Source organism: Variovorax sp. W1I1 (assembly GCF_030815625.1).
GTDB classification, from domain to species: Bacteria; Pseudomonadota; Gammaproteobacteria; order Burkholderiales; family Burkholderiaceae_C; genus Variovorax; species Variovorax paradoxus_C.
Genome location: NZ_JAUSWZ010000001.1, coordinates 2,885,542 through 2,907,995 on the forward strand (window position 1 = coordinate 2,885,542; position 22,454 = coordinate 2,907,995).

Genomic DNA, 22,454 nt, shown 5'->3' on the forward strand with positions numbered 1-22,454 from the left:
CTTGTAGCGCGCAAAAGGCGGCCATCGGCGGGCCGGGTGCCTGCCCTTGCAGGGCTCAGTACAGAGTGGCCTGCTGCCTGGCAGGCAGTTCCCGGTCGTAGGTCGCCCCATCGAACGCGGCATTCGTCAACGCCGAAAGGATGGCCCCGGCCGTCGGCACTTCGCGCATCGCATCCGCCGCCACCGGCGCCCAGAGCTTCGAACGCTGGATCGCGCGGGCGCACTGGAAGTACACCGTCTCCACCTGCACCTCGATCACGCACTTCGGCAGCTTGCCTTCCATCTCGAAGCGCGCCAGGACGTCCGGCGCGACGGTGATGCGCGCTCTTCCATTCACCCGCAGCGTCTCGCCGACACCGGGAATCAGAAAGAGCAAGGCCACGCGCGGATCGGCCACGATGTTGCGCAGGCTGTCGATGCGGTTGTTGCCTCGTCGCTCGGGCAAGAGCAGCGTCTTCTCGTCCTGCACCATCACGAAGCCCGGCGGATCGCCGCGGGGCGATGCGTCCAGGCCGCCGGGGCCGATGGTGGCGAGCACCGCGAAAGGCGATGCGGCGATCAGCGCCTGGTAGCTCGGATGCAGGTACGGCACTTCCTTCTTCAGCGAGGCCTCGCCGGGCTGGCCGAACAGCGCTTCGAGCTGCTCGACGGTTTCGATGGCGTGGGGCCTTGTCATGACGTTCGCTCCTGCGTGGGGGGTGGTGTCGATTGTGGCGATGGATTTCGCCCGCAGGCCAACGCCATGATGGCCAGCAGCACTGCGGCAATGCCATAGAGCCACGGCGGCGATGCGACCGGCAGCAGCAACCCCGCGATGAGCGGTCCGGCGCCGGCGCCGATGTCGCGCCACACCGAGCGCGCCGCCAGCGCCTGTACGCGGTCGGGCCCTGGCGTGCGGCGCGCCACGATGGGCGACAACAGAGGCAGCTGCAAGGCACGCAGCACGACGATCAACGCCGCGCAGCTCCAGAGCCATCCGAGGCCGAAGCCCACGAGCGCGATGGCCGTCATGAGCGAAAGGCTCACCAGCAGCCGCTCCGCGCCGAAGCGGTCCGCCAGGTGCCCGCCGACCGGGCTCAGGAAAATCTCCGCCAAGTAGCGCAGCGCCATCAGCAAGCCCGCCACGATCACCGCGCCGCCCGGCAGCAGGTCCTTGCCGAGGTAGGACAGGCCGACGATGAAGAGCCCGTCGAGCGCCAGCCCTTCCATGAACGACCAGCCATCGAGGCTGTTCGGCCACTGGAAGCGCCGCGTGGGTTTTTCCGTGCGATGCGGCGCCGACGGCAGTCGCCGCGCCGCGAACACCGCCAGCAGCGAGAACACCGCGAGGATGCCGAAGATCGCGCGCGGCCCGACCCAGTGCGCCATCAACGCGCCCAGCGGCAGCGCCAGCACCGGCCCCATGGCAATGAACGCGCGCGATCGGCCGTTGCGGTGCGCTGCACCGATGGGGTCGGCCGTGGCCAGCGCCTGGGTCGACAGGTTGAGCGCCGCGAAGCACAGCCCCCACATCAGCCGCAGCGGCAGCAGCGCCCAGAAGCCCGAGAGCGTCGCGTAGCCCACGCCGCAGACGGCGGCGGCCACGACGGCGATGGTGCAGGTCGGCCGGTCGCCGTTGCGCGCATAGAAGCGTGCCACCCAGCGATAGCCGGCGATGCGCACCAGCCGGTTGGCGGCGAGCAGCATGCCGGCTTCGGCCAGCGTCACGCCGAACTGGTCGGCGTACATCGGCAGCAAGAGGTAGAGAACGACGTCGGCCGGCAGCGAAAGCCCGAGCGCGATGGCTGCGTGGCGGGAATTCAGATCGGTGGCGCTGGGCGCTGCGGGGGCTGGTGCGAGGGGCGTGGAAGGCATCGAGACCCCATCGTGCGCCGCGGCAAGGCGGGCTGACAAACGAGATTAACGCCCCTCATGCGTGAGAAAATTGCACGCATGCCGCTTCGAGAACCGCCCCTCAACGCCGTGCGCGCCTTTGTCGCCGCGGCCCGTCACCAGAGCTTCACGCGTGCGGCCGAGGAGCTGCATGTCACCCACAGCGCGGTGAGCCGGCAGATCAAGAGCCTTGAGGAATACCTGGGCGTCGCGCTCTTCGAGCGCCGCATCCGACAGGTGGCGCTGACGGCGGAAGGCCAGCAGTTCTTCGCGGAGGCCGGGCCGGCGCTGGCGCAGATCAACACGGCCGCCCATGCGCTGCAGGCGCAAGGCCCGGCCCGCGCGGTGCGGATCAACGTGCGGCCCTCGTTTGCCGTGCGCTGGCTGATTCCGCGGCTGCCCTCGTTCGTCGAGCGCCATCCCGACATCGAACCGCAGGTCGTCACCAGCACGGTGATGCCAGAGCAGGCCACCGGCAGCTTCGACATCGCGGTGCGTCGCGGCCTCGAGGGCTGGCCCTCGTCCGCCCGGGTGCATCCCTTTCTCGAAGACGAAGTGCTGGTGGTCGGCGCGCCTGCCCTGTTCAAGGCGCATCCGCTGGCCGACCTGCGCGCGCTCGCGTCGCATGTGCAGCTCTCGGCCAAGACGCGCAAGGACGACTGGGACGCCTGGAAGAAGCAGGTCGGCGCGCCGCGCACGAAGCCTGCCGGCCGCCTGCAGTTCGACCACCTGCACTTCGTGCTGCAGGCTGCGGTCGATGGCCTCGGCATCGCCCTCGCGCCGACCTCGCTCGTGTCGCACGACCTGGCCTCGGGCCGCCTGCAATCGCCGCTGCCTGCGCTGCGCATGGCGCTCGATCGCTATTACTACGGCCTCGCTTCCGACGCCGCCGCAGAAGCCCGGCACGTGGCTGCATGGTTCGAGGAGATGCTGCCCGCCACTTAACTCGCTAATGAGCGGATGACCTCGATGAGACCGACCTTGCCCTTGCGCACTGTCGCATCGCCGCCCTCGAAGGTGATCCACCCCTCGTTGAAACCGTCGAGCATCTGGATCCGCGGCATCGGGTCCTTCATTCCCTGCGAGAGAAACAGCGAACCCCAGGTCTCGCGCGGCACCGCCTCGGCCTGAACCGGGCGATCCAACACCGTCGAGAGCGCCGCGGCGATCGCGTTCGGGCTCACACGCTCCGGGCCTTCGAGTTCGACGATGCGTTCGACTGGGCCCTCCTGCACCAGCAGCTCGGCCACGACACGCCCGACATCGGCCGCGGCGACCATCGGCACCGGCCTGTCGAGCGGCTGCAGGAAGCTCGCGAAAACGCCCTGCTCGCGCGCGCCTGCAATGTCCCAGGCAAGGTTGTCGAGAAACCATGCGGGCCGCAGGAACGCGACGGGCAGCGGCAGCGCCGACAGCGCCTGTTCCATCAGGGTGCGCTGGCTCAGCAGGTTCGATTGCGTGGCCTGTGCGCCGACGGTCGAGAGGCAGATCACGCGGGCCGGCCGCGCTGCGACGAGCGCGCGGCCCACCGCGTCGATGACGGCCTTCGCTTCCGGGAAGCCGGGCGTGGGATCGAAGTTCGGCGGCGGCAGGACGAAGACACCTCGAACGCCCGTGAAGGCGCGCGTCAACGCCGCCGCATCTTCCATCTCGGCGATGGCGACTTCGCAGCCCAGGTCGGACCAGACCTGGCCCTTGGCTGCATCGCGCACCACCGCGCGAACGGAATGGCCCTCGGCCAGCAAGGTGCGCGCGACGGCGCCGCCGACATTGCCTGTGATACCGGTGATTGCGTACATGAGACTTTCCTTCTTTCTTCCAGTGAATCGATTGCGATGGAAGGAATGTAGGAATCCGGCGTCTTTGAGTAAAGCGACCCAGAGGCATATCATTCATGACACCCGATCACGAATACAGAACATGGCACTCGACGGACGACTCCTCTCCAACGTGGGCGTGCTCGCCGCTGTCGTCGAAGGCGGCAGCTTCGCGAGCGCGGCCAATGCGCTCGGCCTCACACCCTCGGGCGTCAGCCGCGCCATCGCACGGCTGGAGGTGCGCATCGGCGTGCGCCTGTTCGACCGCACGACGCGCTCGCTCAACCTCACGGACGAAGGCCGGCTGCTCTATGCCAACGTCAATCCACTGGTGCTGGGCATCGAGGACGCAGTGACCATCGCCGCAGGCGCTGCCGGCGCGGTGCGCGGGCGCTTGCGCGTCAACACCGACGCCTTCACATCGCGCCTTTTGCTCGCGCCGCATCTCCCGCGCTTTCTCGACCAGTACCCCGAGCTGTCGCTCGACCTCGTCGCACGCGACCAACTCGGCGACCTCGTGGCCGAAGGCTTCGACATCGCGGTGCGCTTCGGCGAACCACCTTCGTCATCGCTGGTCGCGCGCAAGCTCATGGACACGCGCATCGTGACCGTCGCGACGCCTGCCTACCTGAAGCGCCATGGGCGCCCCGCGAAGCCCGCGGATCTCGTGAACCACGCCTGCCTGCAGGTGCGCAACCCGGTCACGGGGCAGCCCTACACATGGGAATTCCAGCGCGGCCGAAAGCTCGTCAAGGTGCCCACCACCGGCCGGCTGCTGCTGACCGATGCAGGCACCATCCTCGCCACCGCGCTCGCGGGCGTGGGCGTTGCGCAGATCAAGGCGGTGGGCATCCAGCAGCACCTCGACAGCGGCGAGTTCGTCGACCTGTTTCCCGACTGGCCCGACGAGCGCTTTCCGCTCTATGCGCTGTACCCGTCGCGCCACCTGCCGGCGGCGAAGGTGCGGGCGTTCATCGACTTCGTGATGGCGGCGATTGCTCCCGAGGCGAAGCCCGGATCGCGCCGATGAGACGGCTGCTCGCAGGTCCCTGAGCGGCGGAACTCAGAACAGCGAAGCCATCCCGTTCGGCCGCGCATCTTCGATGCCCAGCATGCGCAGCTTCGTCAGCGCGCCGCCGCCGGCCGAGAACCCACCGGGCTTGTTGCCCGCCGCGAGCACGCGATGGCACGGCACCACAGGCGCGAAGGGGTTGTGGCCCATGGCCTGCCCCACGGCGCGCGACAGCCCCTTGTCGCCGAGCTCCTCGGCAATCTCGCCGTAGGTACGCGTCTGCCCCGGCGGAATGCTGCGTGCAATGGCGTAGATGCGCTGGTGAAACTCCGACACGCCGCGCATGTCGAGCACGATGTGGCTCAGGTCGTCGTGCACGCCTTGCAGCAGGCTTTGGATGGCGGCGATGGCGCGCTGCGCCATGTCGTTCGGCGGGCCTTCACGCAGCTCTGGAAAGCGGTGCCGCATGCGCGCCCGCGTGGCCGGCTCGCCCTCGTCGGTAGGCAGTTGCACGCCAACCAATCCATGCGGCCCCCAGGCCAGCGCGCACATGCCGATGGTGGTTTCGAACAGTGCGAAGCCGGTGGCGTCGTCTCGTTCCGTCATCCGATCTCCTTCAACGCATGCTGGCGCGATGCCAGTACCGCACCGAGCCACAGTGCGATCGCCGAAGCCACCAGCCCGCGCGCGAGGCCGCCAGGGCCGTCCGAGATCCAGCCCGTCACCGTCGGGCCGACGATCTGCCCGAGCGCGAAGACGATGGTGAACAGGCTGATGCCCTGCGCCCAGCGTGCTGGCGGCAGGTTGTGGCGCACCAGCGCGGTGGTCGAAGCCACCACCGACAGGAACACGCCGCCGAACAGCACGCCCGAGGCCAGTGCCACGGGCGCCGAAGCGCTCAGCACCGGCAGCAGCGTGGCCACGCCGAGCAGCCCGTTCAGCAGCGCCTGCGGCTGGCCGCCGCGGTAGCGGTCGAGCAGCCCGGCCCACAACCGCGACGAGGCCACGCAGGCGATGCCCAGCAAGGCATAGAACAGGGTGACGAAGCCGGCGCTGGCGCCCTGCTCCCGCAGCAGCGCGATCACGAAGGTCATGTAGCCGATGTAGCCCATGCCGAAGAGCGCGTAGCCCGCGAGTGCCCAGCCGAAGTGGCGCAGTGCGACGGGCGCTGCGTCGGCCGCGACCACAGCCGATGGGGCTCCCGAAAGTGGCGTGTCCGGCATCGCGCGCCCGGCCCAGGCCAGCAGGCAGGTCGCAACGCCGCTCGCAAGCGCCAACGCCCACCACGCCCAGGTCCAGCCGTGCGGCACATCCGACGCCGCGCGCAGCACTTGCGGCACGAGCAACGCCGACAACAGGATGCCGAAGCCAGTACCGCCGTAATAGATGCCCAGCAGCAGCCCGCTGCGCGAGGCGCCGGTCCGTGCATCCGCTTCACCGAGCCGCGCGGCGAGCAACCCGCCCGCCACGAACACCCACGCGCTGGCCACGCCCGCCAGCAGGCGCTGCAGCAGCAAGGCCGGCGCATCGGTCACGAAGCCGCTGCCCGCCATGAACACGCTGGCCAGCACGGCGCCGACGATGAGGAGCCGCGTCACGCCGAAGCGCCGCATCAGCGCCGGCGTGACCAGCGCGCCGGCCAGGTAGCCGACCGCGTTGGCGGTGTTCATGCCGCCGGCCAGCGCGTAGCTCCAGCCGAGGTCGGCGCGCATCGGCGGCAGCAGCAAGGCGTAGGCAAAACGGGTGATGCCGAGCGACACGGCCGCGCCCATCGACAGCGCGAACGCAAGGCGCAGCGTGGGCTGCGCGCGAAGGGAGGGAGAAGTGAGGGTGGTCGACATCGGATCGGGCGGCGCAGCCATTTTGCGGCAGCCCGCGCGATCCTGCCCGTGTGCCGGCCGGTTACCGCGCCGTCGAATCCGGCTTCACCACCAGGTGACGCGCCAGCAGCACCGCCACGTGCACCGCCTCGCGCTGCGCCCCGTCGCCGATCTGGTGGCGGCAACTGGTGCCATCGGCCACCACCACCGCATCGGGCTTCGCACGGATGGCAGGCAGCAGGCTCGCCTCGGCCATCTGCATCGAGACGTCGAAGTGGCTCGCCTCGTAGCCGAAGCTGCCGGCCATGCCGCAGCAGGAGCTTTCGATCAGCTCGGGCTCGGCGCCGGGAATGAGCTTGAGCACCTCCAGGATCGGGCTCACCGCGCCGAAGGCTTTCTGGTGGCAATGGCCGTGCAGGAGGATCGGCGCGGCAGATGGTTTCAGCGACAGCTTGAACCGGCTCGCCTTGATTTCGCGCGCGATGAATTCCTCGAACAGCAGTGCCTGCTTCGCCACGGTCTGCGCCTTGTCGCCGAAGCCCATCACCAGCGTCTCGTCGCGCAGCGTGAGCAGGCAAGAAGGCTCCAGGCCGACGATGGGAATGCCCGCTTGCGCGAGTGGCAGCAGCGCATCGATCAGCGCCTCGGCGCGCACCTTGGCCTCGTCCACCATGCCGCTCGCGAGGAAGGTGCGACCGCAGCAATGGTGCCCGCCGCCCTTTCCACCGCTCTTCTCGACCGTGTGCAGCACATAGCCCGCGGCTTCGAGCACGCGCGCGGCTGCAAAGGCGTTCTCGCTTTCGAAGGTGCCGTTGAAGGTGTCGACGAAAAGCACCGCCGCCTTGCCACCGCGCGCCGCCACCGACAGCACCGAGGCTTGATCCGCGAACAGGCCGGGCTCGTTGCCCTTCGCACGCCAGAAGGTGTCGCTGCGCCACTCGGGCAGCGACCGCTTCGCCGAAAAGCCCAGCAACTTTTCGCCGAGCCACGCCGCTCCGGGCACGCTGTTGCGCAGGTTCAGCAGCCACGGCATGCGGCTCGCTTTGTGCGCGTAGTCGGGCATGTAGGCGACCAGCTTGTCCTTCAGCGTATGGCCGTGGCGCTTCTTGTAGTGGTCGAGAAACTCGATCTTCATCTTCGCCATGTCCACCCCCGTCGGGCAATCGCGCTTGCAGCCCTTGCAGCCGACGCACAGGTCCATGGTCTCGTGCATGGCTTCGCTGGTGAAGGCGTCGGCGCCGAGCTGGCCCGAGAGCGTGAGGCGCAGCGTGTTGGCACGGCCGCGCGTCAGGTGCTGTTCGTCGCGCGTCACGCGATAGCTCGGGCACATGGTGCCGGCATCGAACTTCCGGCAGTGGCCGTTGTTGTTGCACATCTCCACGGCTTTCGCGAGGCCGCCGGTGCTGTCGCCGCCGGTGCCGGGCGCGGTGGTTACTTCAGTCACCGGATCGGCGTTGACGTTCCAGGCCGACCAGTCGAGCACCGGCTTGAGTTCGATGCGGCGGTAAGGCTTCGGCGCAGTCGGCGGCGCAAAGCGGAACAGCGCGCCGTCGTCCATGCGCGGCGGATCGATGATCTTGCCGGGGTTGAACAGGTCGATCGGGTCGAGCTTCTTCTTGATCGCGCGGAAGGCCTCGTTGATGGCCGGGCCGAACTGCCATTCGATCCACTCGCCGCGGCAGAGGCCGTCTCCGTGCTCGCCGCTGAAGGCGCCCTTGTACTTGCGCACCAACGCGCTCGCTTCTTCGGCGATGGCGCGCATCTTCGTGGCGCCGTCTGCCCGCATGTCGAGGATCGGCCGCACATGCAGCGTGCCGACCGAGGCGTGCGCGTACCAGGTGCCGCGGCTGCCGTACTTGGCGAACACCTCGGTCAGCGCGTCGGTGTATTCGGCCAGGTGTTCGAGCGGCACCGCGCAGTCTTCGATGAAGCTCACCGGCTTGCCGTCGCCCTTGAGGCTCATCATGATGTTGAGGCCGGCCTTGCGCACTTCCCACAGGTTCTTTTGCCGCGCGTCGTCGGGCATCTCGACCACGCTGCCGGGAAGGCCCAGGTCTCCCATCAGTTCGACCAGTTGCTTCAGTTGCGGCAGCAATGCGGCCTTGTCGGCGCCGGAGAACTCGACCAGCAGGATGGCTGCGGGCTTGCCGATCAGCGCGGTTTCCACCGTCGGCTTGAAGGCGGGGTTCGCCAGGCTCAGCTCGATCATCGTGCGGTCGACCAGCTCCACCGCTGTCGGCCCGAGCTTGACGATATGCTGCGCCGCATCCATGGCTGCATGGAAGGTCGGGAAGTTCACGATGCCCAGCACCTTCGCGCGCGGCAAGGGCGCGAGCTTGAGCTTCAGGCTCTTGGTGTACGCGAGCGTGCCTTCCGAGCCGATCAGGAGATGCGCAAGGTTCACGCTGCCATCGGCGGTGTACGGCTTCTCGCTCTGGTTGTCGAAGATGTCGAGGTTGTAGCCGGCCACGCGGCGCATCACCTTGGGCCAGTGCTCGGCCATCGCATCGCGGTGCTGCCGCGCGAGGCCGCGCACGAACTGCGCGATGCCGGCCGCACGCACGCCGAGCGTGCCCGTCGGTCCGAACTCCACCAGCTCGCCGTTCGACAACCACGCGCTCGCGCCCAGCACGTTGTGCACCATGTTCCCGTAGGCGATGGAGCGGGAACCACAGGAGTTGTTGCCCGCCATGCCACCCAGCGTGGCTTGCGCGCTGGTCGATACATCGACCGGATACCAGAGCCCGAGCGGCTTGAGCTTCGCGTTCAGGTGATCGAGCACGAGGCCGGGTTCCACCGTCGCCGTGCCCTCCTCCGCATTCACCTCGAGCACGCGCCGAAAGTGCTTGCTGTTGTCGATGACCAGCGCCGCGCCCGTGGTCTGCCCGCACTGGCTCGTCCCGCCGCCGCGTGCCAACACCGGCACCTTGAGGTCGCGTGCGATGTCGATGGCGGTCGCGATGTCCTTGTCGTTCGTCGGCACGAAGGCGCCGACCGGCGTGATCTGGTAGATCGACGCGTCGGTGGCATAGCGCCCGCGCGAACCGTCGTCGAAGAGCACCTCGCCTTGCGTCTCGGCGCGCAGCCGGCGCGAGAGCAGCTCGCAGGTGTCGTTGGGCGGAAGAACGGTTCCGGCTGGCTGCATGTGGCTGGCGGGATCGATGCGCATGGTGATGGTGGGTGTGGCGTCAGTTCGCCTTGTTGGCCTGGGGATAGATCTCGCCGGCGCGCAGCAGCTCCAGCACCGTGTCGCGCTTGCGCAGCACATGCGCGATGAGCACCTTGCGCATCGCCTGGGCATCGCGCGCGGCCAGCGCCTGGATCATCTGTTCGTGCTCGTCGACCGCATGCTTCCACTTGGTCTCGTTCTGGTTGGTGCGAAAGCGCAGCGACTGCACCCGCGCATTGATCGATCGGTAGGTGCCCGCGAGCACCGGGTTCCCCGCGGCCTCGTTGATGGCCGTGTGGATGCGCGCGTTCAGGCGGTAGTAGCCCGAGAGATCACGCCGCGAAAAGCAGGCCAACATTTCGTAGTGCAGTGCGCGCACCTCGGCCAGTTCTTCATCAGTGATGCGCTTGGCGGCAAGCTCGCCCGACATGCCCTCGAGCATCGCCAGCACCTCGAAGGTGTCGAGCACATCGGTCTCGGTGAGTTTCACCGCCACCGCGCCGCGATTCGGCAACAGGTCGACCAGCCCTTCGGCCGCGAGCAGCTTGATGGCTTCGCGCAGCGGCGTGCGCGACACGCGCAATTGCAGGCACAGCTCGCGCTCGTTGAGCTTGGCGCCGGGGGCGATGTGCCCCTCCACCAGCATGGTGCGAAGGCGCGCAGCGACCTGGTCGTGCAATGCGAGCCTGGAGATTTCGATGATTTCTGCGGTCATGGTTGGATTCCCTTGAATGCATTTTGAATGCAAAGATTAGGACCTACAACCCCAGCAATCCAGGGTAAACCAGCATACGTAAATCAATTTTGAATGCAAAACTGAAAGCGAAAGGACAGTCCATGCTGCAACTCGACATCCATCCCACCGGCCGCCATTTCCTCCAGATTCCCGGCCCGAGCCCGGTGCCCGACCGCATCCTGCGGGCCATGAGCCTGCCCACCATCGACCACCGCGGGCCCGAGTTCGGCACGCTCGGTTTGAAGGTGCTCGGCGGCATCAAGCAGATCTTCAAGACGAAGCATCCGGTCGCCATCTACCCCGCTTCGGGCACTGGCGCGTGGGAGGCCGCCCTGGCCAACACGCTGAGCCCGGGCGACCACGTGCTGATGTACGAGACCGGCCACTTCGCCTCGCTCTGGCAGAAGATGGCCACGCGCCTCGGCCTCTCGACCGAATTCCTCGCGCTCGCCGGCACCGACGAACATTTGCCGAATGCGCCGAGTTGGCGCCGCGGCGTGCAGGCCGAGCTCATCGAGGCGCGCCTTCGCAAGGACACCGAGAAGAAAATCAAGGCCGTGTGCGTGGTGCACAACGAAACCTCCACCGGCGTCACCTCCGATATCGCCTCGGTGCGCAAGGCCATCGACGCGGCCGGCCACCCTGCCCTGTTGATGGTCGACAGCATCTCGGGCCTCGCGAGCGCCGACTTCCGGCACGACGAATGGGGCGTGGACGTCACCATCAGCGGCTCGCAGAAGGGCCTGATGCTGCCGCCGGGTATCAGCTTCAACGCACTCTCGCCGCGCGCGCTCGAAGTCTCGAAGACCGCCAAGCTCCCGCGCGCCTTCTGGGCCTGGGACGAAATCGTCGAGATGAACAAGGACGGCTACTGGCCCTACACGCCGAACACCAACCTGCTCTACGGCCTGTCGGAATCGCTCGACATGATCCTGGGCGAAGGGCTGGACAACGTGTTCGCGCGCCACCAGCGCTGGGGCGCCGGCGTGCGCGCCGCGGTCAATGCTTGGGGCCTCCCGATCCAGTGCGCGGACCCTGCCGTCTACTCGCCCGTGCTCACCGGCGTGATCACACCCGAAGGCGTCGATGCCGACGCGCTGCGCCGCCTGATCCATCAGCGCTTCGACCTCTCGCTCGGCACGGGCCTCGGCAAGCTCAAGGGCCGCATGTTCCGCATGGGCCATCTGGGCGACAGCAACGACCTGACCCTCGTGGCCATGGTCGCGGGCGTCGAGATGGGCATGAAGCTCTCGGGCATCAAGCTCGCGGGCAGCGGCGTGCAGGCCACGATGGACTATTTCGCCAATCACGCGGCGGCACCGGTCGGCCTGCAGAAAGCCGCATAGGCCTGCGACACACCGGCCGCAACGCGTCGCTCGAACGAGGCGGCGGCCTCCACCTTGCCGGCCCCTTCGACAGGCCGGCACGCATCGGACCCCAACACCACGGAGACAAAGATGATGCAAAGACGTTCCCTCATTCAAGCCGCCGGCGCCGCGGCCGCCACGCTGGGCGTGCCCCGGCTCTTCGCACAGGAGTGGCCCTCGGGCCCTGTGCGCATCGTGGTGGGCTTTCCACCCGGCGGCGGCACCGATGCGCTCGCGCGCGTGGTCGCGCAGAAGCTCACCGTGATGTGGGGCCAGCAGGTCATCGTCGAGAACAAGGGCGGCGTCGCCGGTGTGCTCGCGGCCGACTACGTGGCCCAGCAACCCAGCGACGGCAGCACGCTGCTGATGGCGCACATCAACAGCCACGCGCTCGCGCCCAGCCTGCAGCCCAAGCTGCGCTACAGCGTGGAGCGCGACTTCGTGCCGATCGTGCTCGTGGGCGTCACGCCCAACCTGCTGATCGCGAACCCGGGGCAGAAGGCGTTGAGCGTGAAAGACATCGTGGCCGCCTGCAAGGCCGCGCCCGGCACGGTGAGCTTCGGCTCGGCCGGTGCGGGTTCGGCGCAGCACCTGGCGCTCGAGATGTTCAAGCTGCAAGGCGGTGTCGATGCGCTCCACGTGCCTTACAAGGGCAGCGGCCCGCTGCTCGCCGACCTGATGGGCGGTCAGATCCAGTACAGCTTCGAGACGATGACGGCCGCCACGCCGCACGTGAAGAACGGCCGCGTGATCGCTGTCGCCCAGACGCGCACCAAGCGCGCCAAGGGCCACCCGAGCGTGCCGACGATGCAGGAGCAAGGCTTCGCAGGCTTCGAGGCCACCACGTGGTACGGGCTTGTCGGCCCGGGCAAGCTGCCGCCTGCGATTGCGCAGAAGGTGAATCGCGATGTGAACACGGTGCTTGCGATGCCCGATGTGCAGGAGCGCATGGACACCTACGGCGCGGAAGACGGCGGCGGTTCGCAAGACAAGTTCAAGCAGTTCATCAGCACTGAAATTGCCAAGTGGGCGAAGGTCGTCAAGGACGGCAACGTGCACGTGGAAACCTGAAGCCCTTGTTCAGGGCGCGATCACGCCCCGAACAGCAACTGACAAAATCGCAGGATGACTCCATCCATGACCGCCCTCGCCGACGCCTTGATCGCCGCACGCCGCAGCAACCGCACCCTCGATGCCGCCCCCTGGACCGATGCGCTGCAAGACGCCGCCCAGGCCTATGAAGTGCAGGACGCCGTGGCCGCCGCGCTGGACTGGTTCGGTGACGACGGCGCCGTCCCCGGCCACTGGAAATCCGGCGGCGGCTCGCGCAGCGTGACGCTCACGCACGCGCCGCTGCCTCCATCCGGCGTACGCCAGAGCCCCGCGAATTTCGACGACCTCGTGTTCCACACGCCCGGCATCGAATCCGAAATCGCGTTGCGGCTCGGCCAGGACGTGACACTTGAACAAGCCGTCAAACTCGATCACGACAACTCGGGCTCGCTCATCGACGCGATGGCCGTCTCCATCGAAATCGTCGACTCGCGCTGGCAAGACCTCGCCTCCACGCCCGCCCTGCTCCGCCTGGCCGATTCGCAAGTCCACGGCGCGCTGGTGCTCGGTGAATGGCAACCCTATGCGGCCATCGACTGGGCCTCGCAGCGCTGCGAAACACGGATCGGCGATGGCGAAGTCGTCGTGCGCGAAGGCACCCATCCGCTGGCCGATCCGGCGTGGCTGCTGCCGATCTGGCTGCGTCACATCACGCGGCACGGGCAGACCGCGCGCGCCGGCACCGTCGTCACAACGGGCTCATGGGTCGGCGTGCTGCCCTGCCGCCGAGGCGATCAGGTGACGGCCGAATTCGCCGGCATCGGCGCGGTCCGCTTGCGCGTGTAGCGCCCGTCTCCCACACCCGAGCAGGCGACCAGGAAGTCGAGCACCGCCCGCACCCGCGCGGGCAGCGTGCCGGCCTTGCCGATGTAGACCGCGTGGATCGGTTCGACCTCGCCCGGGTTGAATTCTTCGAGCAGCGGCACCAGCCGCCCCGCATCGATGTCGTGCTGCACGTGATATAGCGACAGCCGCGTCACGCCCGCGCCTGCAATAGCGAGGTGCCGCAGCGTCTCGCCGTCGCCCGCGCGCACCGGACCCGCCACCGGGATCGCGATCGTCCGGCCATCCACGCGCAGCGGCCAGTCCGGCGTGTTGCGCCGGTAGCTCCACCCGAGCCGGTTGTGCGCCTCCAGTTCCTGCGGTGTGTGCGGCGTGCCGTATTTCTTGAGGTAGCCGGGCGAAGCCACGATGGCCTGGCTCGTTTCGCCGAGACGCCGCGCCACGAGGTCGGACGCCGGCAGTTGGCCCCAGCGGATCGCGATGTCCGCGCGCTCGTCCATCAGGTCGACGATGCGGTCGGTGAGCGCGATGTCCAGCGTGATTTCCGGATGCATCTCGAGCAGGCGCGGCACCAGCGGCACCAGCTTGTGATGGCCGAACGAAACACTGGCATTGATGCTCACCCGCCCACGCGGTGCCGCACCGGCGGCGGCGCAGCGTTCGGCCTCGTCCATGTCGGCCAGCACGCGCGTGCTGCGCTCGTAGAAATGCAGCCCTTCGGGCGTGAGCTGCAGCTTGCGGGTGGAGCGGTGCACGAGCTGGATGCCCAGCCGCAGTTCGAGCCGCGCCACCAGCTTGCTGATGGCCGAGGGCGTCATGTCCAGCAGGCGCGCCGCCGCGGAGAAACCGCCGGACTCGACCACTTGCACGAAAGCCTCCATTTCACCGGAGCGGTTGACGTCGATGCGCGGCATGGGCTTCCTTTTCTGTGACTTCAAATCACAAGTGCATGTAGCGGCGGCATTCTAGTCACAGGCCCTGAATGTCCGCACAGTACAGGGCATCATGCCAATCGCTCTACTTGCCCTCACCGCCGGTGCCTTCGGGATCGGCACCACCGAGTTCGCATCATGGGCCTGCTGATGCAGGTGTCGACGGACCTTCATGTCTCCATCACGATGGCCGGCCTCCTGATCTCCGGCTATGCGCTCGGCGTCGCGGTCGGCGCGCCCGTGCTCACCATCGCCACCCGCAAGCTGCCGCGCAAGACCGTGCTGCTCGCGCTGATGGCGATCTTCACGCTCGGCAACCTGGCCTGTGCGCTCGCACCCAACTACGAGATGCTGATGGCTGCGCGCGTCGTCACCTCGCTCGCGCACGGCACCTTCTTCGGCGTCGGCTCGGTGGTGGCCACCGGGCTCGTCGCGCCCGAGCGCCGCGCCTCGGCCATCGCGATCATGTTCACCGGCCTCACCGCCGCCACGCTGCTCGGCGTGCCGGCCGGCGCCTGGCTGGGCCTGCAGTTCGGCTGGCGCTCGGCCTTCTGGGCAGTGACGCTGATCGGCGTGCTGGCCCTCGTGGTGCTCGCGGTGTTCGTGCCGCGCGTGAAGGGCGAGGCCAAGCCCGCGCCGCTGCGCGAAGAACTCGCCGTGCTGGCCCGCCCGCAGGTGCTGCTGGGCCTGGCGATGACAGTGCTCGGCTTCGCCGGCGTGTTCGTGGTGTTCACCTACATCCAGCCGCTGCTGACGCAGATCACAGGACTCTCGGAATCGGCCGTGTCGCCGATCCTCCTGGTGTTCGGCGGTGGTCTTGCGGTCGGCAACATCCTCGGCGGCAAGCTGGCCGACCGCGCACCGATGGCCGCCGTGCTCGGCACGCTGGTGGCACTGGCCGTGGTGCTCGGCGCGATGCAGTTCACCATCGGCACGCCGTTCACCGCGGTGGTCTTCGTCGGGCTGCTGGGCGTCGCCTCGTTCGCGACCGTGGCGCCGATGCAATTGCGGGTGCTGGAGAAGGCCTCGGGCGCGGGGCAGAACCTCGCATCGAGCCTCAACATCGCAGCCTTCAACCTCGGCAATGCGCTCGGCGCGTGGGTGGGCGGTGTGGTGATCGACCATGGCCCGGGCCTGCGCGCACTGGGCTGGGTGGCGGCGCTGCTCACGCTCCTGGGACTGGCCATCGCGCTCTGGAGCCGGTCGCTCGACCGGCGGGAAACCGGTCGCCCCGTGACCGATTGCGCTTCGGCGCGGGCCTGATCGATCGTTCGGCTACTTCGAGACCAGCCGGCGCGCGAAGAACGAAAGGATCTCGTCGCGCGCCGCGATCGTCGGCTGGCCCGCTTCATCGATGAGGTGGGCCGTCACCACGCTGTGCGGGCTCGCCACCACTTCCGCGAAAAACGAAGGCAGCGATTTCTGTTGGGCCGCGCTGTCGGGCAGCACCCGTGCGACGAAGCGGGTGCCAAGCGCTTCGGCATAAGCGGCGAAGCGCTGCGCGGTGCAGAACCTGTCGCCTTCGAAGCGATAGGCTATGACGGTCAGGTCCTCGCGGTCGAGGCGCTGTCTCACCGCCGAGATTTCTTCCGGCGATATCTCGATGCCCACCGGGTTGTCCAGCGGCAAGGCCGGCTGCGACAGCACCGGCGCCAGCACCGAAGGCTCCAGCATCATCGTGAGCGCGAAGTTGCCGGTGAAGCACATGCCGATGGCACCGACGCCCGGCCCGCCGCATTCCTTGTGCGCCAGCCTCGCGAGCGAACGCAGCCACTGCGTCACCGGGCTCGACTTGTTGCCCGCGAACGCGCGGAACTCCGCGCTCAGGCAGGCATGCTGGAACACGGCCTTGCCCTCCTCTGCATCCGCCACCGCGCCATCGCGGCCGAACAGCGAAGGCATGTACACGGTGAAACCCGCATCGCGCACCCAGCGGGCAAAACGCGCGACGTGCGGGCTGATGCCGGGCATCTCGGTCATGACGATCACCGCAGGCCCGGTGCCTGCGACGTAGACCTTCTTCATCGCGTCGTCCAGGGTGATCTCGCGGCGCTCGAAGTCTTCGAGCGGGTCGGTTTCGTTGAGGTTGCGTGTCGTCGTCGGCATCGTGGCTGGCTCCTGCGGGTCTTCTTCAGGTGGATCGGAGCGCCCATTACACGTGGCGAGTCGCTAGACTGACAGTGTCTAATTCGACATTTATCAGGCGTTTCAAGCCATGCACGATTTCACTGTCCTGGTGCTGCCCAGAGCCTTTGCCACCAGCGTTTCCATCACGCTCGACGTGCTCGATGCCGCTGCAGGATTGGCGCCTGGCATGAAGATGCCGAAGCCGACCTGGCGCGTCGTGTCGCCGGACGGCGGCATGGTTCCGCTGAGCAGCGGCGTGCAGGTGACGACCTCGGCGATTCCCGCACGCGCCCGCGCCGACACATCGACGTGGATCGTTCCCGGCCTCGGTGTCGACCGCCCCGCCGATCTGGCCGAGCGCCTGACTGACGACTGCGCCACCCGCGCCATCGCCGCTGTGCGCCGCCACGCCGCACAAGGCGGCGCGGTGGCCGCATCGTGCTCCGCCGTCTTTCTGCTGCAAGCCGCGGGCGTGCTGCAGGACCGGCGAGCCACCACCACGTGGTGGCTCGCGCCGGAGCTGCGCCGCATCGAACCGCGCTGCAACGTCGATGCCGACCGCATGGTCTGCGCCGACGGGCCGGTCAGCACGGCGGGTGCCGCGTTCGCGCAGTCCGACCTCATGCTCCATCTGCTGCGCACGCGCTTCGGCCCCTCGCTGGCCGATGCGGTCGGCAAGGTGTTGCTGATCGATGGTCGCGAGGCGCAGGCGCCGTTCGTCGTGCCTTCGATGATGTCCAACGGCAGCGAGCTGATCCGCCGCCTGACGCAGCGCATCGAATCGTCGCTGCCGCATCCGCCGAGCGTCGCGCGCCTGGCCGACGAGTTCGCGATGTCGCAGCGCACATTGGCCCGCCATGTGCGGGCCGCCACGGGCCTGGGTCCGCTCGCACTGGTCCAGAGCGTGCGGCTGTCGCGAGCCAGGATGCTGATCGAGACAAGTCGGATGACGATCGACCAGGTGGCAGCGCAGGTCGGCTACGAAGACGCCACGGCGCTGCGACGCCTCATGCGCAAGGCGGCAGGTGCCACACCGAGCAAATTCCGCGCGAACCTTCAGGCGTCATAGAAACCGGGTTGCGGTCGCGCGCACAAGCCGTTCCTGACAGAATCGAGCCGCCCAAAAACGAGCTGCCGTGACACCTCCACCCATCTCCGTTCGGCCCGCGCGCGCAGCCGATGCGCACACCCTCGCCGCCCTGTCGATCCAGGTTTGGCTTGCCACCTACACCGAGGGCGTGAGCGACCTCTTCGCGCGCTATGTGCTGTCGGAATTCACGCCCGAGAAATTCCTCGCGCTGGTGAATGCGCCCGATGTCTCGCTGCACATCGCCGAGGTCGATGACCGCCTCGTCGGCTATTCACTGGTGCGCTCCGGCGTGCCGCAGCCCTTGGTGCCCGAAGCCGATTCGGAACTCTGCTCGCTGTATGTGCAGGAGCCGTTCACGCGGCACGGCGTGGGGTCCGCATTGCTGCGGGCGGCACGCGCGGGCAACGACGGGCTGTGGCTCATGGTCAATGTGCAGAACCTGCGCGCCTGCCGTTTCTACGAGAAGCACGGCTTCGTGGTTCGCGGCAGCACCGATTTCGTTCTCGGCGAAGGCCGGCACAGGAACCATGTCCTGGCGATGCCACAGGCCTTGTCTAGCGGGGACTGATCATCCGTGCGATCGCCGTCGAGCGCGCCAGCATCCGCCCGTCCGCATCGCTCAGGTGCGCCTCCAGGAACGAGAGGGTCTTGCCGAGCTGCACGACCCCGCCCCGATCGTCGCGACGGTGCTGCTCGCACTTGGCATGTCGATGATCTCGCTGCCGTTCAAGCTGTTGCTGTTCGTGATGCTGGATGGGTGGACGCGGCTGGTGCACGGGCTGGTGCTTTCGTACCGCTGAGTTCGTCCACGAGCCGGTCGACCGCGGCCTCGGCTTTGCGCATCGATTGCGCGAGCTGCTCGCCGCCGAATTCGTCGCACTCCACCGCCGCCTCATGCACATCGGTGATGCCGATGTAGCCGAACACCGAGCGCACAGAAGCTTCCGTGTGGTTCAGGTGCGCGATGCGGCCGCCCGGGTCGTAGCCATGGTCGCCGCGCGCCCCGAGCAGCACCATGCGCTTGCCGGCGTCGGCGAGCATCGGCCAGTAGGGCACCGCGCCCCGCGCGCGGTCGAAGCCGAAGGTGCGGCCCACGCGCACGATGTTGTCGATGTACGCCTTGAACTGCGCGGGCACGCTGAAGTTGTACATGGGCAGTCCCACCACGATCAAGTCGGCGGCCACGAGCTGGTCGACAAGGCGGTCGCTTTCTGCGAGCACGTCGGCCATCCAGGATTCGCGGTCAGCCGGTGCGGTGAAGGCGGCGTGGATCCAGCGGCTGTCGACGAATGCGGGCGGGTGCTGGCCGACATCGATGTGGTCGATGCGGTCGGCGGGCCGGGCCGCGCGCCAGCGCTCGACGAAGCGTGCCGAGAGGCGCCGCGTGTGCGAGCCGTGCGGGTCGGTGCCCGAGATGCCCGGGCGGGCGCTGGCGTCGATGTGGAGCAGGTTGAGGGTCATGTCTTTCCTTCGGTGAATGGATGAATTGATCTACGCTGTGTTGCGCTGTCAGAATGACTGCACAGGCCTTGAATCTATGGATACGAGCGGCCCTTCACAAACGATCATTTCTCCCGTCATGCAAGAGATTGGCTCATCCGTCCGCCCGCAGCGCCGCCTGCCTCCCCTGCTCTCGCTGCGGGCCTTCGAAGCAGCGGCCGCGCACCTGAGCTTCCAGCGCGCGGCGGTCGAACTGTCGGTCACGCCCTCGGCCATCAGCCACCAGGTGCGCGCGCTCGAAGACACGCTGGGCCAGCCGCTGTTTCGCCGGCTCACGCGGCAGCTCGCGCTGACGCCGGCGGGCCAGCGGCTCTTCGACGATCTGCGCATGGGCTTCGACGCGCTCGAAGCGGGCGTCGACCGGCTGCGCCGGCCTGCGGCTTCGCAGTCGGTCACGCTCACCACCAACACGGCCTTCGCGGCGCGCTGGGTGCTGCCCCGCATGACGGCTTTCCGCAAAGCTTGTCCCGGCATCGAACTGCGACTGCATGCAGGCGACACGCTGGTCGACCTCGCGCGCGGCGATGCGGACATCGCGGTGCGCTCAGGTAACGGCAACTGGCCGGGGCTGGTATCGAGCGAGCTGATGCCCGAGCGCTACGCGCCCTTGTGCAGCCCGATGCTGGGCCTGCGCCGCAAGAGCGATCTGCCGAAGCACCAGCTGATCCATTGCGACTGGCAGCCGAATGCGCTGGCGCCGGCGCTGTGGTCGCGCTGGTTTCGCGAGGCGGACATTGCACAGCCGCGTGGCCGTTCGGCGAAGGCCACGGGGCTGTCGTTCTCGGACGAGACGCACGCGATGCTCGCCGCACTGGCGGGACATGGTGTTGCGCTGTTGAGTCTCACGCTCGCGGCCGAGGAGTTGCGCAGCGGCGCGCTGGTGCAGCCCTTCGGACCGGCACTCGACACAGGGAGCTACTTTCTCGCGACCGCGAATGGACGCGAGAACGAGCCTGCGATCCGGGCCGTGTGGCAGTGGATCGAATCGCAGGCCAGTACCGATTGATCACGCCAACGGATCAGTGATCTCGCGAATCGCCATGCGCTTGTAGCCCTCCACCAGCGCCGCACCTTCGGCCGCATCGACCGCGATGGCCAGGCGAATGGTCGCCTCGCCCATCTCCCAGATCAGGAGGGCGGTTTGCTCGACGCGCCTGATGTCGGCACGGGCCCGCACCTTGTACACCTTGAACATCGCGTCGGCCAGCATCTGCCCGCAGACGCGGCTCTCGGCGAGTTGCAGGGTCAGCAGTTGCCTGTCGACCTGCATGCCGCTCCAGATGTCGCGCATGACGGGGCGCTCGTTGACGATGGCGTAGTACACGTCCACCAATGCCGCGAAGGACGACTGCAGGCTCGCGAGGTCCGTCACGTCCTTGAGGCCGTCGCGGATGCACTCGCGACTCGCTGCATTGATGCGCTCGGCCAGCATGCGGATCAGCGCGGCCTTCTCGGGGAAGTACTGGTAGAGCGAGCCGATCGAGATGCCGGCGGATGCAGCGACCTCGCTCATCTTCAACAGGTCGCTGCCGCTGCGCGCGATGAGCTCGGCGGCCGCTTCGAGGATGCGCTCCACGCGCGCCTTGCTGCGCTCCTGGATCGGGCTCTTTCGGGCCGAAGGCGCTTCCAAGACGGCCACCTGCGATTGCAAAGGTGCGCTGCGTTTCATGGCACGCCCCGAGGGTTGACATTCAAAATGTGAGTAACTATCATTTTTTACGTGAGCATTTCTCACATTATCTCAAGGAGATCGGAAATGGCAATCAGCAGCAGCCCCCGGGATGACGCGCATCCCATCCTGGTTCTCGGCGCGAACGGCAAGACCGGCGGACGTGTTCTGGACCGACTCCGCGCCGCCGGGCATGCCGTGCGTGTCGGCTCGCGCTCCGCGCAGCCGCGCTTCGATTGGGAAGATCGCACCACCTGGACCGCGGCGCTCGAGGGCGTGCGCGCCGTCTACGTCGCCTACCAGCCCGACCTGTGCGTGCCGGGCGCCGTCGAGACGGTGACGGCCTTCTACGACGCCGCCGCCGAGGCCGGCGTCGAAAGGGTCGTGCTCCTGTCGGGCCGCGGCGAACCCGAGGCGCAGCACGCCGAGAAGGCCCTGCAGGCCACCACGCTCGACTGGACCATCGTGCGCGCGAGCTGGTTCTTCCAGAACTTCAGCGAAAACTACTTTCTGGACGAGATCGTCGCCGGCGCGATCACCCTGCCCGAAGGGCTGGCGCCAGAGCCTTTCATCGACGCCGACGACATTGCCGACATCGCCGCCGAAGCGCTGATCGACACCCGCCACAGCCACAAGCTCTATGAGCTGACCGGATCGCAGGCCTTCACCTTCCCGGAGGCCATCGCAGAGATCAGCCGCGCGACGAATCGGCGGATCGACTGCAACATCATCTCGATGGACGACTATGCAAAGTTGTTGTCCGAAGCCGGCCTGCCGCCAGACCTTTCGTGGCTCGTCATCTACCTGTTCACCACCGTGCTCGATGGCCGCAACACGCCCATCGCTCACGGCGTGGAGCAGGCGCTGGGCCACCCGCCGCGCACCTTCGCCGACTACGTGGCACGCACGGCCCCGACCGGCGTCTGGGGAGCGAAGTGATGATGGGCAAGACCGCCACGGTGCTGATCCTCGTCAGCGCCTTCTCCATCGCGATGGTCGCCGGCATCTTCTACGCGTTCTCCTCGTTCGTGATGCCGGCACTCGCGCGCATCCAGAACAGCGAAGGCATCCACGCGATGAATTCGATCAACCTCACGGTGATCACGCCGAGTTTTATGCTTTTGTTCATGGGCAGCGCCGTGCTGGGCGTCGTGCTCGGCGGCTGGTCTCTGTTCTCGATTTCGCAACTGGATTCGCAACTCGTACTGCTCGCGAGCCTGCTCTATGTGGTCGGCTGCTTCGGCGTGACGATGGTGCTCAACGTGCCGCTGAACAACCAGCTCGCCGCGACCTCGCCCACCGGCGGCCATGTGTTCTGGCAGACCTACCTCAAGACCTGGACGCTGTGGAACAGTGTGCGGACTGCCTCTTCAGCCCTTGCCGCGATCGTCTTCATTGCAGCGGCGTTGAAACGGGCTGCCGCCTAAGACCTGTTCACCCTACGGGC

At 67.7% G+C, this 22,454-nt stretch carries 20 protein-coding genes and 3 pseudogenes; 12 read left to right on the forward strand and 11 right to left on the reverse strand.

Annotated features, from left to right (window positions below; translation table 11 throughout):
- Positions 1-55 precede the first annotated feature (55 nt).
- Together QFZ83_RS13485 and QFZ83_RS13490 are read right to left on the reverse strand one after the other, a co-directional pair.
- Positions 56-676 (reverse strand): pyridoxamine 5'-phosphate oxidase family protein, encoded by a 621-nt coding sequence (locus QFZ83_RS13485; RefSeq protein ID WP_307507159.1) that lies wholly within the window; start codon positions 674-676, stop codon positions 56-58.
- The gene (locus tag QFZ83_RS13490) at positions 673-1,854 is read right to left on the reverse strand and encodes an MFS transporter (RefSeq protein ID WP_307507162.1); all 1,182 of its coding nucleotides are present in this window, start codon (positions 1,852-1,854) and stop codon (positions 673-675) included. Before QFZ83_RS13490 ends, QFZ83_RS13485 begins: the two co-directional genes overlap by 4 nt.
- A gap of 78 nt (positions 1,855-1,932) precedes the next feature.
- On the opposite strand from QFZ83_RS13490, the gene QFZ83_RS13495 reads away from it, so the two are divergent.
- Entirely contained in the window at positions 1,933-2,817 is an 885-nt protein-coding gene (locus tag QFZ83_RS13495; RefSeq protein WP_307507164.1) for a LysR substrate-binding domain-containing protein, read from the forward strand.
- Here the strand turns inward: QFZ83_RS13495 and QFZ83_RS13500 are convergent.
- On the reverse strand, positions 2,814-3,671 hold the full coding sequence (locus QFZ83_RS13500) for an NmrA family NAD(P)-binding protein (RefSeq protein ID WP_307507166.1): 858 nt from the start codon (positions 3,669-3,671) through the stop codon (positions 2,814-2,816). The two genes, QFZ83_RS13495 and QFZ83_RS13500, sit on opposite strands and share 4 nt — an antisense overlap.
- 121 nt (positions 3,672-3,792) lie before the next feature.
- On the opposite strand from QFZ83_RS13500, the gene QFZ83_RS13505 reads away from it, so the two are divergent.
- On the forward strand, positions 3,793-4,719 hold the full coding sequence (locus tag QFZ83_RS13505; RefSeq protein WP_307507168.1) for a LysR family transcriptional regulator: 927 nt from the start codon (positions 3,793-3,795) through the stop codon (positions 4,717-4,719).
- Positions 4,720-4,752: 33 nt separating this feature from the next.
- On the opposite strand, the gene QFZ83_RS13510 is transcribed toward QFZ83_RS13505, so the two are convergent.
- The 4 genes from QFZ83_RS13510 to QFZ83_RS13525 all read right to left on the reverse strand — a co-directional run bounded on the left by QFZ83_RS13510 (position 4,753) and on the right by QFZ83_RS13525 (position 10,405).
- Entirely contained in the window at positions 4,753-5,307 is a 555-nt protein-coding gene (locus QFZ83_RS13510) for a methylated-DNA--[protein]-cysteine S-methyltransferase (protein ID WP_307507170.1), read from the reverse strand.
- Entirely contained in the window at positions 5,304-6,542 is a 1,239-nt protein-coding gene (locus QFZ83_RS13515) for a YbfB/YjiJ family MFS transporter (protein WP_307507172.1), read from the reverse strand. Before QFZ83_RS13515 ends, QFZ83_RS13510 begins: the two co-directional genes overlap by 4 nt.
- A 61-nt stretch (positions 6,543-6,603) precedes the next feature.
- Complete coding sequence (locus tag QFZ83_RS13520; protein WP_307507174.1) at positions 6,604-9,690, reverse strand: FAD-binding and (Fe-S)-binding domain-containing protein; 3,087 nt, start codon at positions 9,688-9,690, stop codon at positions 6,604-6,606.
- Positions 9,691-9,709: 19 nt separating this feature from the next.
- Entirely contained in the window at positions 9,710-10,405 is a 696-nt protein-coding gene (locus QFZ83_RS13525; protein WP_013541574.1) for a GntR family transcriptional regulator, read from the reverse strand.
- Between the two features lie 122 nt (positions 10,406-10,527).
- Between QFZ83_RS13525 and QFZ83_RS13530 the strand changes: the two genes are divergently transcribed.
- The 3 genes from QFZ83_RS13530 to QFZ83_RS13540 all read left to right on the forward strand — a co-directional run bounded on the left by QFZ83_RS13530 (position 10,528) and on the right by QFZ83_RS13540 (position 13,692).
- Positions 10,528-11,772, forward strand: coding sequence for an alanine--glyoxylate aminotransferase family protein (locus tag QFZ83_RS13530; protein WP_013541575.1), 1,245 nt, complete (start codon positions 10,528-10,530; stop codon positions 11,770-11,772).
- 114 nt (positions 11,773-11,886) lie between these two features.
- Complete coding sequence (locus QFZ83_RS13535; protein WP_306879520.1) at positions 11,887-12,864, forward strand: tripartite tricarboxylate transporter substrate binding protein; 978 nt, start codon at positions 11,887-11,889, stop codon at positions 12,862-12,864.
- A gap of 66 nt (positions 12,865-12,930) precedes the next feature.
- Positions 12,931-13,692: a 2-keto-4-pentenoate hydratase gene (locus QFZ83_RS13540; RefSeq protein ID WP_307507177.1), complete on the forward strand. Its 762-nt coding sequence runs from the start codon at positions 12,931-12,933 to the stop codon at positions 13,690-13,692.
- On the opposite strand, the gene QFZ83_RS13545 is transcribed toward QFZ83_RS13540, so the two are convergent.
- The gene (locus tag QFZ83_RS13545) at positions 13,641-14,603 is read right to left on the reverse strand and encodes a LysR substrate-binding domain-containing protein (RefSeq protein WP_307507180.1); all 963 of its coding nucleotides are present in this window, start codon (positions 14,601-14,603) and stop codon (positions 13,641-13,643) included. The two genes, QFZ83_RS13540 and QFZ83_RS13545, sit on opposite strands and share 52 nt — an antisense overlap.
- Positions 14,604-14,694: 91 nt before the next feature.
- On the opposite strand from QFZ83_RS13545, the pseudogene QFZ83_RS13550 reads away from it, so the two are divergent.
- A pseudogene (locus QFZ83_RS13550) lies at positions 14,695-15,884 on the forward strand (MFS transporter).
- A 12-nt stretch (positions 15,885-15,896) separates the two neighbouring features.
- Here QFZ83_RS13550 and QFZ83_RS13555 read toward each other — a convergent pair.
- Positions 15,897-16,727, reverse strand: coding sequence for a dienelactone hydrolase family protein (locus QFZ83_RS13555; protein WP_307507182.1), 831 nt, complete (start codon positions 16,725-16,727; stop codon positions 15,897-15,899).
- Between the two features lie 109 nt (positions 16,728-16,836).
- Here QFZ83_RS13555 and QFZ83_RS13560 point away from each other — a divergent pair, with 109 nt between their 5' ends.
- The 3 genes and pseudogenes from QFZ83_RS13560 to QFZ83_RS13570 all read left to right on the forward strand — a co-directional run.
- On the forward strand, positions 16,837-17,817 hold the full coding sequence (locus tag QFZ83_RS13560) for a GlxA family transcriptional regulator (protein WP_307507184.1): 981 nt from the start codon (positions 16,837-16,839) through the stop codon (positions 17,815-17,817).
- A 67-nt stretch (positions 17,818-17,884) separates the two neighbouring features.
- Positions 17,885-18,406 (forward strand): GNAT family N-acetyltransferase, encoded by a 522-nt coding sequence (locus QFZ83_RS13565; RefSeq protein ID WP_307507187.1) that lies wholly within the window; start codon positions 17,885-17,887, stop codon positions 18,404-18,406.
- A gap of 106 nt (positions 18,407-18,512) precedes the next feature.
- A pseudogene (locus tag QFZ83_RS13570) lies at positions 18,513-18,638 on the forward strand (EscR/YscR/HrcR family type III secretion system export apparatus protein); the annotation flags it as partial.
- Here QFZ83_RS13570 and QFZ83_RS13575 read toward each other — a convergent pair.
- A pseudogene (locus QFZ83_RS13575) lies at positions 18,634-19,299 on the reverse strand (FMN-dependent NADH-azoreductase); the annotation flags it as partial. The pseudogenes QFZ83_RS13570 and QFZ83_RS13575 overlap by 5 nt on opposite strands.
- Before the next feature lie 118 nt (positions 19,300-19,417).
- Here QFZ83_RS13575 and QFZ83_RS13580 point away from each other — a divergent pair.
- Positions 19,418-20,344 carry a LysR substrate-binding domain-containing protein gene (locus QFZ83_RS13580; protein WP_307507190.1) on the forward strand — a complete coding sequence of 309 codons (927 nt, stop codon included), beginning with the start codon at positions 19,418-19,420 and terminating at the stop codon, positions 20,342-20,344.
- Here the strand turns inward: QFZ83_RS13580 and QFZ83_RS13585 are convergent, their stop codons facing one another.
- The gene (locus tag QFZ83_RS13585; protein ID WP_307507193.1) at positions 20,345-21,007 is read right to left on the reverse strand and encodes a TetR/AcrR family transcriptional regulator; all 663 of its coding nucleotides are present in this window, start codon (positions 21,005-21,007) and stop codon (positions 20,345-20,347) included.
- 87 nt (positions 21,008-21,094) lie between these two features.
- Between QFZ83_RS13585 and QFZ83_RS13590 the strand changes: the two genes are divergently transcribed.
- Positions 21,095-21,946: an NAD(P)H-binding protein gene (locus QFZ83_RS13590; protein WP_307507195.1), complete on the forward strand. Its 852-nt coding sequence runs from the start codon at positions 21,095-21,097 to the stop codon at positions 21,944-21,946.
- Entirely contained in the window at positions 21,946-22,434 is a 489-nt protein-coding gene (locus QFZ83_RS13595; protein WP_307507198.1) for a DUF1772 domain-containing protein, read from the forward strand. Before QFZ83_RS13590 ends, QFZ83_RS13595 begins: the two co-directional genes overlap by 1 nt.
- The last annotated feature ends 20 nt before the right edge of the window (positions 22,435-22,454 follow it).